This is a genomic window from Mycobacterium sp. IDUB_9 (genome assembly GCF_055419505.1).
On record NZ_JBVAXU010000001.1, the window covers coordinates 1,766,237 to 1,779,542 of the forward strand.

A 13,306-nucleotide genomic window follows, 5' to 3' on the forward strand; every position below is an offset into this window, starting at 1 on the left:
GGATTTCTTGGATGAGGACGAGCACGCCGAGCTGTTCGAGTGGGGCAACCGCGCTGCGCTGGCCGGTGCGGTGTCGGTGTCGGCGTCGATTCCGGAGTTGCTCGCCGTGCAGGTGGCTCGGGTGTCCGACGCGCCGGCGATGACGTTCAACGGTCGCTCGATGACATACACGGAGTTGGATGAGGCGTCGAACCGGTTGGCGCACTGGTTGGTCAGTCTTGGCGTTGGCCCGGGTCAAAGGGTGGCACTGCTCTTTCCTCGCTCTGTTGAGGCGATCGTTTCCATTGTCGCCGTGTTGAAGTCCGGAGCGGCGTACCTCCCGATCGATCCGATGCATCCGGATGCGCGGATTCAGTTCATGCTCGGTGATGCCGAACCCATTGTGGCGGTGACGACTACGGAGTTGAAGGGCCGATTCGCCGGGTGCGATCTGGAGGTCATCGATTTCAATGATCTGGACCAGCGGCCCTGCCGGAGTGAAGGGTTGCCGGCGCCGTCGGCTGATGATGTCGCGTATCTGATCTACACCTCGGGAACGACCGGTGTGCCGAAGGGCGTGGCGATCACTCATCGCAATGTGATCGGGCTGCTGGAGACGTTGGATACGGAGCTGGGGCTCGCGGGTCAGGTTTGGACGCAGTGTCATTCGTTGGCGTTCGACTATTCGGTGTGGGAGATCTGGGGGGCACTGCTGTTCGGCGGCCGGTTGGTGGTGGTGTCCGAGGCGGTGACGCGGGCTCCGGAGGAACTGTATGCCTTGCTGGCTGCCGAACAAGTCACCATGTTCAGTCAGACGCCGTCGGCGTTCTACGCGCTGCAAGCTGTGGAAGCGCTGCAACCTGGGCCCGGCGGCCAGCTCAAGTTGGAGACGGTGGTCTTTGGCGGGGAAGCGCTCGAGCCACAGCGCCTTCGCGCATGGCTGGATCGTCATCCAGGTTCGCCGCGCTTGATCAACATGTATGGGATCACCGAGACGACGGTGCACGCCTCGTTCCGGGAGATCGTTGGCGGGGACGCTGAGGGCAGCGTCAGCCCCATCGGTGTCCCCCTGGCACACCTTGGGTTTTTTGTCCTGGATGCGTCGTTACAGCCGGTGCCAGTCGGAGTGTTGGGTGAGCTGTATGTGGTGGGCGCCGGTTTGGGATGTGGGTACTGGCGGCGGGGCGGATTGAGTGCTTCGCGGTTTGTGGCCTGCCCATTCGGTGGGGCCGGGGCGCGGATGTATCGGACCGGCGACCTCGCGTCGTGGGCCGGCGACGGGCAGTTGCGGTATGCCGGGCGTGCTGATGAGCAGGTCAAGATCCGCGGATACCGCATCGAGTTGGGCGAGGTTCAAACCGCTTTGGCGGAAGTCGACGGCGTCGGCCAAGCGGCGGTGATCGCGCGGGAGGACCGCCCCGGCGACAAACGCCTGGTGGGCTATATCACCGGCGCCGCAGATCCAGCGGTTGTTCGTGCCGCACTCTCGCAGCGGTTACCCGGCTACATGGTGCCGACCGCAATCGTGGCGCTGGACAGCTTGCCGTTGACGGTCAACGGCAAGCTCGACAGGCGTGCTCTGCCGGCACCGGAGTACGTCGACGGCCGGGAATATCGTGCTCCGGCAACTCCTGTCGAGGAGGTGTTGGCCGGTATCTATGCCCAGGTCCTGGGACTCGAGCGGGTGGGAGTCGATGATTCGTTCTTCGACCTGGGTGGGGATTCGCTGTCGGCGACCCGCTTGATCAACGCCGTCAATGCCAGTCTGGGTGCTGATTTCGCAGTTCGGGCGGTGTTCGAGACGCCGACTGTGGCGCAACTGTCGGGGCGTGCCGGTGAGAGTTCGGGGCGGCGTGAGCCGTTGGTGGCTCGACAGCGGCCGGATGTGCTTCCGTTGTCCTACGCTCAGCAGCGGCTGTGGTTCCTGGATCAGTTGGAGGGGCCGTCACCGATTTACAACATGGCGGTGGCGTTGCGGGTCACCGGGCATCTGGATGCCGACGCGCTCGGCGGCGCGCTGGCCGATGTGGTGGAGCGCCACGAGTCCTTGCGTACCGTGTTCCGGTCGGTGAAAGGAGTTCCAGAGCAGGTGGTGGTGCCCGCCGAGGAAGCCGACTGCGGGTGGCGAGTGATCGACGCCGACGGCTGTTCGGCAACTGAATTGCATGAGGCCATCGGGGAGATGGCGGGCCATGCCTTCGATCTCGCCCACGAGATACCCTTGCGGGCAACACTTTTACGGCTGGCCGAGGATGAGCATGTGCTCGTGGCGGTGGTGCACCACATCGCTGCCGACGGCTGGTCCGTTGCTCCGTTGATCGCGGATCTGCAGTTGGCGTATGCCGGTCGGTCTGCGGGACGAGCACCGGAGTGGGCACCGTTGCCGGTGCAATACGCGGATTACACATTGTGGCAACGCGCGCAACTGGGGGATCTGGGCGATCCCGACAGTCGGATCGCTGGGCAGGTGGCGTACTGGGAGCAGGCGTTGGCCGGGCTGCCCGAGCGCCTGGAACTACCCACCGACCGCCCTTATCCGCCGGTAGCCGATCACCGCGGTGCCAGCCTGGCGGTGTCGTTGCCGGCCGAACTGCACAAGCGGATCCGCGAGGTCGCGCGGGAACACAATGCGACCACGTACATGGTGGTGCAGGCTGCGCTGACGATGCTGTTGTCGAAGCTGAGTGCGAGTTCGGATGTGGCGGTGGGCGTTCCGATCGCCGGCCGTGGTGATGCCGCGCTGGATCGAGTGGTGGGGTTCTTCGTCAACACGTTGGTGTTGCGTACGGATCTGGTCGGCGACCCCACCGTTGCCGAACTGTTGACTCAGGTGCGTCAGCGCAGCCTTGGCGCCCTCGAGCATCAAGACGTGCCGTTCGAGGTGTTGGTGGACCGGCTCAAGCCGACCCGATCGCTGGCCCATCATCCGTTGGTACAGGTCGCATTGGCCTGGCAGAACTTCACCGCCGATGCCGCCACGGAATCCACGTTGGGTGAGGCTCAGGTCAAACCGTTGTCGGTCGACACCCACGTGGCCCGGATGGATCTCACATTCTCGTTGGCTGAACGGTGGAACGATGCCGGTGATCCGGCAGGGATCGGTGGCACGGTTGAGTTCCGTACCGACGTGTTCGACGCGGCCGGCATCGAAACCTTGATAGAGAGGTTGACCCGCGTCGCTGAGGCGCTGACCGCGGATCCGGCGCGGCGGCTGTCGTCGATCGATGTGCTCGACGTCCTCGAACACGCACAACTCGACGATGTCGGCAACCGGCCGGTGTTGACCGAGGCGGCGGTTCCGGTGGAATCGATACCGGGCCTCTTCGCTGCCCAGGTGGCTCGTGCGCCCGAGGCGGTTGCGGTGAGTTTCGATGGCCGCTCGATGACGTATCAGCAGCTCGACGAGGCGTCGAACCGCCTGGCGCACTGGCTGGTTGGCTACGGTGCCCGCCCGGGCGTGTGCGTGGCGGTGCTGGTGCCTCGGTCGGTTGAGGCGATCGTCGCGATCTTGGCCTCGCTGAAGTCGGGGGCGGCGTATGTGCCGGTCGATCCGATGCACCCTGATACGCGGATACGGTTCATGCTCGGTGATGCGGCACCGGTTGTCGCGGTGACCACGACTGAATTGCGCGCTCGCTTGGACGGGATCGGCCTGACCGTTGTCGACGTTGACGACACCGCTGTCGAGGCGCAGCCCAGTACGGCGTTGCGAGGGCCGGTTCCCGATGACGTGGCGTATTTGATCTACACCTCCGGCACGACGGGTCAGCCGAAGGGCGTGGCGATCAGCCACCGGAATGTGGCGCGGTTGCTGGGGACGTTGGATGCGGAGTTGGGTCTGGCGGGGCAGGTGTGGACGCAGTGTCATTCGTTGGCTTTTGACTATTCGGTGTGGGAGATCTGGGGTGCGTTGCTGTATGGCGGCCGGTTGGTGGTGGTATCGGAGTCGGTGACGCGGGCGCCGGAAGAGTTGCTCGGTTTGTTGGTGGCCGAGCAGGTGACGGTGTTGAGTCAGACGCCGTCGGCGTTCTATGCGTTGCAGTCGGCTGATGCGCTGCAACCTGAACTGGGCCGTCAGTTGAAATTGGAGACCGTGGTCTTTGGCGGGGAGGCGCTTGAGCCGCAGTGTCTTCGGCCGTGGTTGGAAGGACATTCGAGTTCGACGCGGTTGATCAACATGTACGGGATCACCGAGACGACCGTGCATGCCTCGTTCCGGGAGATCGTGGTCGACGATGCTGAAGACACCGTCAGCCCCATTGGCGTTCCGCTCGGGCACCTGGGCTTTTTCGTACTGGATTCGTCGTTACAACCGGTGCCGGCTGGTGTGGTGAGCGAGTTGTACGTGGTGGGCGCCGGACTCGGATACGGATACTGGCGTCGTGGTGGGTTGAGTGCGATGCGGTTTGTCGCCTGCCCGTTCGGTGGTGCGGGGACAAGGATGTATCGGACCGGCGATCTGGCGTCCTGGGGCCCCGACGGGCAGTTGCGGTACCTGGGGCGTGCCGATGAGCAGGTCAAGATCCGTGGCTACCGCATCGAACTCGGCGAAATCCAGTCTGCCCTGGCGGATGTCGATGGGGTGAGGCAAGCCGAGGTCATCGCCCGCGAGGACCGCCCCGGCGACAAACGCCTGGTCGGCTACATCACCGGCTCCGCGGACCCGGCCGCCGTTCGTGCCGCATTATCCGACCGCTTGCCCGGTTACATGGTGCCCGCGGCCGTAGTGCTGCTCGATGCGTTGCCTCTGACGGTCAACGGCAAACTCGACAAGCGCGCCCTGCCCGCACCGGACTACGTCAACGGTCAGGAATATCGTGCTCCGGCCACTCCGGTTGAGGAGGTGCTGGCCGGGATCTATGCCCAGGTGCTCGGGTTGGAGCGGGTCGGGGCCGATGATTCGTTCTTCGATCTGGGCGGCGACTCTCTTTCGGCGATGCGGTTGATCAATGCCGTCAACGCCGCCCTCGATACCGATCTTGCGGTCCGGGCGGTGTTCGAGACGCCGACGGTGGCACAACTCGCGGCGCATGCCGGTGAGGGCTCGGGCCGGCGCGAGCCATTGGTGGCCCAACAACGCCCCGCTGTCCTTCCACTGTCGTATGCCCAGCAGCGGTTGTGGTTCCTGGACCAGCTTGAGGGACCGTCGCCGATCTACAACATGCCGACCGCGTATCGGATCACCGGTGAGCTCGATGTGGTGGCGCTCGGTGCGGCCCTGGCCGATGTCGTGGAACGCCACGAGTCTTTGCGCACGGTATTCCCCGCCGTCGATGGTGTACCTCGACAGGTCGTGCTGCCGGCGGGGCAGGCCGATCTGGGCTGGCAGGTCGTTGACGCCACGAACTGGCCCGTCGATCGGCTGCACGATGCGATTCGCGCGGCCGTCGGATACACATTCGACCTGTCTGCCGAGATTCCGCTGAGGGCAACCCTTTTCCGCATCGGCGAGGGTGAACATGTCCTGGTGGCGGTGGTCCATCACATCGCCGGCGATGGCTGGTCGATCGGTCCGCTGGTGCGTGATATCGGATTGGCCTATGCGAGCCGGTGCGCGGGTGAAGCCCCGGGTTGGTCTCCGTTGCCGGTGCAGTACGCGGATTACACGTTGTGGCAGCGCTCGTATCTGGGTGATCCGGGCGATCCGGAGAGTCGGATCGCCGGCCAGTTATCGTACTGGGAGCAGGCGTTGGCGGGACTGCCCGAGAGCCTGGAGTTGCCGACGGATCGGCCGTATCCGTCGGTGGCTGATTATCGAGGGGCCAGTCTGGCGGTGCGGTGGCCGGTCGAATTGCAGCAGCAGATCGCGCGAGCGGCGACTGAGCACAACGCGACCAGTTTCATGGTGGTGCAGGCGGCGTTGGCGGTGTTGTTGTCGAGCCTGAGCGGCAGTTCCGATGTGGCGGTGGGCTTCCCGATCGCGGGACGGAGCGACCCGGCGTTGGATGAGTTGGTCGGGGTGTTCATCAACACCCTGGTGCTGCGGGTAGAGCTGGACGGGGATCCCACGGCTGCCGAGTTGTTGGCGCAGGTGCGGCGGCGCAGCCTGGCGGCCTATGAGCACCAGGATGTGCCGTTCGAGATGGTGGTCGATCGGCTCAACCCGGCCCGCAGTTTGACCCACCACCCGCTGGTTCAGGTGATGATGGCGTGGCAGAACCTGACCGGTCAGGACGACGAACAAGCTGCCCAACCGGCCTTGGGCGGCATGCAGGCCACCCCGTTGGAAGCGGACACGCAGACTGCCCGCATGGATCTGATGATCTCGTTGGCAGAGCGCTGGAGTGCCGGTGACCCGGCCGGCATCACCGGAGCGGTGGAATTCCGCACCGACGTGTTCGACGCCGCCACCATCCAGATCTTCATCGACCGGTTGACACGGGTGGTGGAGGATCTGACCGCGGATCCCGCAGCGAACCTGTCGTCGATGAATCTCCTGGAGCCCGGTGATCACGTGCGCCTCGACGCATGGGGCAACCGGGCGGTGCTGTCCGAAACGCTGACCGGCGTGTCGATTCCTGTGGTGTTCGCCGAGCAGGTGGCGCGTGACCCGGATGCGGTGGCGGTGGTGTGCGGTGGGAGTTCGTGGACCTATCGCGAGCTTGATGAGGCGTCGAATCGCTTGGCGCACCTACTCGTTGGCCATGGCGCCGGATCGGGTGAGTGCGTGGCGTTGCTGCTCAACCATTCCGCCGAGGCGATCGTCGCGATCCTGGCAGTGCTCAAGTCGGGGGCAGCGTACCTGCCGATCGACCCGATGGTGCCCGATGCGCGGATCGAGTTCATGCTGGGAGACGCCGGTCCGGTCGCGGCGGTCACCACCGCTGAGTTGCGCGCACGGCTGGACGGGCACGACCTGACTGTCATCGATATCGATGACCCCCGGATCGACACGCAACCCAGAACCGCGTTGTCGGAGCCGGCCGCCGATGACGTCGCCTATCTGATCTACACGTCGGGCACCACAGGCGTCCCGAAGGGCGTCGCGATCACTCATCAGAATGTGACGCAATTCCTCGGAGCAGTGGATCCGGCGTTGGTGGGCCCAGGAACGGTGTGGTCGCAGTGGCATTCGTTGGTGTTCGACGTATCGGTGTGGGACATCTTCGGAGCGCTGTTGCACGGCGGACGGCTGGTGGTGGTGCCCGAGGAGGTGGCCCGTTCACCGCAGGATCTGCACGATTTGTTGGTGGCCGAGAAGGTCAGCGTCTTGAGTCAGACACCGTCGGCCGCGGGGATGCTCTCACCACAGGGCCTGGAATCCACCGCCTTGGTGGTGGCCGGGGAGTCCTGCCCCACCGAGTTGGTCGAACGGTGGGCGCCGGGACGTGTCCTGATCAACGCCTATGGACCCACCGAGGCCACGGTGTACGCGGCGATCAGTGCCCCGTTGACAGCTGACACAGGGATTGCCAACACTGTTCCGATCGGTGCCCCGGCGCCGGGGGCCGCGTTGTTCGTTCTGAATCGCTGGCTACGAGAAGTGCCCCCAGGCGTTGTGGGGGAGTTGTACGTGGCGGGCCGCGGCGTCGGCGTCGGCTATGTCGGTCGAGCCGGGTTGACGGCATCCCGCTTCGTCTCTTGCCCGTTCGGCGGCGTGGGAACGCGCATGTATCGGACCGGTGATCTGGTGCGCTGGGGTAGTGATGGGCAGATGCAATACCTCGGCCGAGCCGATGAGCAGGTCAAGATCCGCGGCTACCGGATCGAACTCGGCGAGATCCAGGTCGCGCTGGCCGATCTGGATGGCGTGGAACAAGCCGTCGTCATCGCCCGCGAGGATCAACCAGGCGAGAAGCGACTCGTCGGTTACGTCACCGAGACGACGCCCGGGTTGGTGGACAGTGGTAGGGCGCGGGCCCAGCTGGCCGAACACCTTCCGACCTACATGGTGCCTGCGGCGGTGATCGTCGTCGACGCAATACCGTTGACCGTCAACGGCAAACTGGACAGACGTGCGTTGCCGGCACCGGAGTACAGCAACGCTGACAGCTATCGCGCCCCGACCACGCCCTCAGAGGAGATCTTGGCCGGCATCTTCGCTCAAGTCCTGGGCATGGACCGGGTAGGCGTCGACGATTCGTTCTTCGACCTCGGTGGTGACTCCCTGTCCGCCATACGGCTGATCAATGCGATCAACACCGCATTCGACAGTGGCCTGGCGGTCCGCGCGGTATTCGATGCGCCGACAGTGGCCCAGCTGGAGCCCCGAATCGCGACCGAGTCGGGCGGACGGACACCGTTGATGCCCATGCGCCGGCCTGCAGTGGTGCCGTTGTCGTATTCGCAGCAGCGGTTGTGGTTCTTGGAGCAGTTGCACGGTCCTTCACCGATCTACAACATGCCGATGGTCTATCGGGTCAGCGGATTGGACGTCGCCGCGCTGCGCGGGGCGTTGGCCGATGTGGTGGAGCGTCACGAGTCTTTGCGTACGGTTTTCCCCGCGGTCGACGGTGTCCCTCGGCAGGTGGTCGTCCCTGCCGAGCAGGCTGACATCGGCTGGGAGCAGGTTGATGCGTCAGATTGGCAGGCCGACCGGGTCGCCAAAGCCATCGACACGGCCGTGAGGCATCCGTTCGATCTGAGTACCGAGATTCCGATCTGGGCAACACTTCTCCGCGTTTCCCACGACGATCATGTGCTGGTGGCTGTGATCCACCACATCGCGGGGGACGCTTGGTCGTTCGCCCCGCTCGCCCGGGATGTGGCCGGCGCCTACGCGGCCCGATGCGGCGGGCAGGCGCCGGCGTGGTCTCCCTTGCCCGTGCAGTACGCGGATTACACGCTGTGGCAGCGTGAGCAGCTCGGCGAGCTGTCTGATCCCGAAAGCCGTATTGCCGGGCAATTGGCTTACTGGCGGGAGGCACTGGCAGGGCTCCCGGACCGTCTCGAGTTGCCGACCGACCGGCCGTATCCGGCGGTCGCTGATTACCGGGGCGCCGTCGTCGAGGTGGATTGGCCGGCCGGGTTGCAGCGGCGGGTGGCGGCGGTAGCCCGGGATCATAATGCGACCAGTTTCATGGTGGTGCAGGCTGCGTTGGCGGTGTTGTTGTCGAGCATGACGGCCAGTTCCGATGTGGCGGTGGGCTTCCCGATTGCTGGTCGTAGCGACCCGGCCTTGGATGATCTTGTCGGGTTCTTTGTCAACACTCTGGTGTTGCGGGTGGATCTGTCGCGGGATCTCACGGTTGGTGAGTTGTTGGGGCAGGTGCGTCAGCGCAGCTTGGGAGCCTTTGAGCATCAGGATGTGCCGTTTGAGGTGTTGGTGGAGCGGCTCAACCCAGTCCGTAGCCTGAGTCATCACCCGCTGATCCAGGTGATGCTGGCCTGGCAGAACCCCGCCAGTGCCCCTGCCGATCAGTCTGAAGCGGGCGATGTACGCGCCGCGCCCCAGATGGCCGAAACCCACACCGCACGTATGGATCTGGTCCTCGCGTTGGGAGAGAGATTCGATGCGGAGAGTGCCTCGGCCGGTATCGGTGGTTCGGTGGAGTTCCGTACGGATGTGTTTGACGCGGGCACCATCGAGGCGTTGATCGGGCGGTTGGAGCGGGTGTTGGAGGCGATGACGGCCGATGCGGCGCAGCGCTTGTCGTCGATCGATGTGTTGGGGACCGACGACCATACTCGTCTCGATGAGTTCGGAAATCGGGCCGCGCTGACCGCCCCGGCGAGGGGGGCGGGCTCGGTTCCGGCGGTGTTCGCCCAGCAGGTCGCGCGTGACCCGGATGCGGCGGCGGTGACCTTCGACGGCAGGTCCACGTCGTACCGAGAACTCGACGAATCGTCGAATCGGCTGGCGCACCTACTTGTCGAACATGGTGCCGGTCCGGGTGAGTGCGTGGCGTTGTTGCTGAATCGTTCTGCTGCTGCGATTGTGGCGATTCTGGCGGTGTTGAAGTCGGGGGCCGCGTATGTGCCGATCGACCCGGCGTACCCGGATGCGCGGATCGCGGTGGTGGTTGGTGACGCCAGGCCGGTGGCCGCCGTGACCACTGGCGCGTTGGCTGGGCGATTGGACGGCCTGGGAGTGGCTGTCGTCGATGTCGCGGATCCGCGGATCGATACGGCGTCGAGCACTGCATTACCGGTGCCGGCTCCTGATGACGTCGCCTATGTCATCTACACCTCAGGCACCACTGGCATCCCGAAGGGCGTTGCGGTCCCTCATAGCAACGTAACTGGGTTGCTCACTTCATTGGACGTGGGGTTGCCGGCTGCGGGGGTGTGGTCGCAGTGGCATTCGTATGCGTTTGATGTGTCGGTGTGGGAGATTTTCGGTGCGCTGCTGAGCGGTGGGCGGTTGGTGGTGGTGCCGGATGCGGTGGTGGGTTCGCCGGATGAGTTGCACGCGTTGCTGATTGCCGAGGGCGTGACGGTGTTGAATCAGACTCCGTCTGCCGCGGCGGCGCTCTCCTCGGACGGCTTGGAGTCGGCGGCGTTGGTGGTGGCGGGTGAGGCCTGTCCGACCGAGTTGGTCGATCGGTGGGCGCCGGCTCGGTTGATGGCCAATGGGTATGGGCCGACGGAGACGTGGTACACGTCGTTCAGCGCGCCGCTGGTTGCTGGTTCGGGGGTTGTACCGATTGGTGTGCCGATTCAGGGTGCGGCGTTCTTTGTGTTGGATCGGTGGTTGCGGCCGGTGCCGGCTGGGGTGGTCGGTGAGTTGTATGTGGCCGGTTCCGGCCTTGCGAATGGGTATGTGGGTCGGGGTGGGTTGACGGGGTCGCGGTTTGTGGCGTGCCCGTTTGCCGCTGGGCAGCGCATGTATCGCACCGGGGATCTGGTGCGTTGGGGCGCAGATGGGCAGTTGTTGTATTTGGGTAGGGCGGATGAGCAGGTCAAGATCCGTGGGTATCGCGTCGAGTTGGGTGATGTCCGAGCAGTGCTTGCTGGTCTGGAGGGAGTGGATCAGGCCGCCGTCATCGCTCGGGAAGATCGTCCCGGTGATAAGCGTCTGTTCGGTTACGTCACCGGTACCGCAGACCCGGCCGAAATCCGGGCTGCCATGGCGAGACGGTTGCCGCGCTATATGGTGCCGGCGGCCGTGGTGGTGGTGGAGAGTTTGCCGTTGACGGTCAACGGGAAGTTGGATCGTCGTGCTTTTCCGGTGCCTGACTACGTCGATGCTCGGCAGTACCGTGCACCGGAAACGCTCACCGAGGAGATCCTGGTCGGCATATACGCCGAAGTTCTCGGTCTGGAGCGGGTGGGGGTCGACGACTCGTTCTTCGACCTGGGTGGCGATTCCCTCTCCGCGATGCGGGTGATCGCCGCGGCCAATGAGAGTTTGGGTACCGAGTTGGCGGTGCGAGTGATGTTCGATGCGCCGACGGTTCGCAGTCTGGCCCAGCAGGTGGGCCGGCTTGAGAGCTCGCGGGAAGTGGTCCCGGTCGAGATTCTCAAACCCGGCAACGGTGTGCCGTTGTGTTGTGTGCATGACGGTTTCGGGTTGAGTTGGTCGTATCGGGCGCTGGGCCAGTACGTGGACGGCCCGATCGTCGGGATCAACCGGGCGCTGGCTGAAGGTGAGTCGGAAGCTTCGTCGATTCAGCAGATGGCGGCCAGTTATGCCGATCGGCTGCAAGAGTTGTATCCGACTGGTCCGTACCGGGTTCTGGGGTGGTCGTTCGGTGGTGTGGTTGCTCACGCGTTGGCGGTGGAGCTTCAGCGGCGTGGGTGTGAGGTGCAGCGGCTGGTGTTGCTCGATGGTTTGTTGAACCCGAACAGGTTCTGGAAACGCATCACGCGGAAGATTGCGAGCAATCGGGCGGTGGCCGAGGGATGGGTTTTGGATTACATCCTGCGCACCAACAAGGTTCGGGTTCCGGTGCATGTCGGGTCGTTGACCTATTCGCGGGTGTCCGACATCATCGCGCGGCACGGGTCGAGTCCTCCGTCGCGGCGGTTGGTGGAATTCATGGCGCGCAGTGTCAGTGCGGGCCAGCTACTTCTGCTCGATCATGAACCCGAGGTTTTCGACGGTGATGTGGTGATGTTCTCGGCGGCGCGGTCGCGGTCGGGGTGGGCGCGGCAGCGCAACCAACGGGCGGCACGAGCACTTGAGCGTAGTTGGCGACCTTATGTTTCCGGTCAGATCACGGTGATGCCGGTGGGCTGCACTCACTTCGAGATGTTCACCCCCGAATCCCTCAACACGTACGTACAACAACTCAGCTCTGTTTTGAAAAGTAACGCGGAATAGTTTCGTGACGATGCAGTGGCGCGAAAGCGTCGAGCCGCTGATTTTTGGACGGTGATCGCGAATGCGGACCACGTACGGAAACGAGGCGCGCGAGTCCAACGCGGACGCAGTCACGAAAGTGAGCAACACTCTCGATGTGCTCGACCAGCGCACGTTTGACCTCGGGCTGGCGATCGGGGTCAACAGCCTTCTGCAGAGTGTCTGGGTTTACGACCGCCCGGTCGATACCGATGGTCTTCGGCGGTTCCATGACCATCTTCGATGTGGACGGTTGGCTCGCGGGATCGAACGGTCACCACTGGCGTTCGGCCGCCACCGCTGGATAGCGTCCGAAGGCTCATCCGACCTCGAGATCGTCGAGGCGGCGCGCCCGCGTGAAGAATTCGACGCCTGGCTCGACGAGCAGATCAATACTCCGCTGGACTGCGAGCACGGTCCCGGATGGCACCTTGCAGTGCTCCCGTTCACCGACGGCGGCTCAGGCGTCAGCTTGGTCGTCTCGCATTGCCTCATCGACGGAGTCGGGCTGTGCGAGGCGCTGGCCGATGCGGCACTCGGCCATGACGATCCGATCAGCTGGCCGGCTGCCGCGTCGCGCGGTCGTTGGAAAGCCCTGTGGGAGGACACCTGGCAAACCGTGCGCGACATCCCTGCCGTGGGCCGGGGCGTGGTCGCCGCTATCCGGTTGGCCCGGCGGAGCCGCGAGGCGGCCGGATCGGCTGGCGGGCCTCCTTCGCCGATTGCCACCGCACCTGCACCTGTCGCCGGCACCGACGAATCGATGGCGGTTCCGATGGCAGCGGTCCTGGTCGATGCCGATGAGTGGGACGCCCGAGCACAAGCACTTGGGGGGACCAGCAACTCGCTGTTGGTGGGGTTGGCGGCGCGGCTCGCTCATCGAGCAGGACGGGTCGGCGCGGACGGCTCGGTGGTCGTGACGATGCCGGTCAATGTGCGTGCTGACGGTGACACTCGCGCCAACGCGAGAAGCAGTGTGGCGGTCACGGTTGACCCTGAACGTGCGCCGAAGGACTTGCGTGAGATTCGGGCCGCGGTCAAACAAGCGTTGATTCGCCACGGGGAGGTGCCCGACGAGGAGCATGCGGTGAATGCCATTATTCC

Annotated in this window: 2 protein-coding genes; both read left to right on the forward strand. The window is 64.7% G+C overall.

Translation table 11 applies throughout. The features are described from left to right. Positions 1-160 precede the first annotated feature (160 nt). Positions 161-12,184, forward strand: a complete 12,024-nt coding sequence (locus tag ACZY08_RS08530) for a non-ribosomal peptide synthetase (protein WP_463744203.1) — start codon at positions 161-163, stop codon at positions 12,182-12,184. Positions 12,185-12,245: 61 nt separating this feature from the next. After that, positions 12,246-13,306 (forward strand): WS/DGAT/MGAT family O-acyltransferase (locus ACZY08_RS08535; RefSeq protein WP_463744084.1); only part of this gene is annotated, 1,061 nt, incomplete at its 3' end.

Bases quoted from the DNA above. Each gene is read 5' to 3' on its own strand.
- ACZY08_RS08530 (WP_463744203.1), top strand. From the start codon at position 161: ATGACATACACGGAGTTGGATGAGGCGTCGAACCGGTTGGCGCACTGG.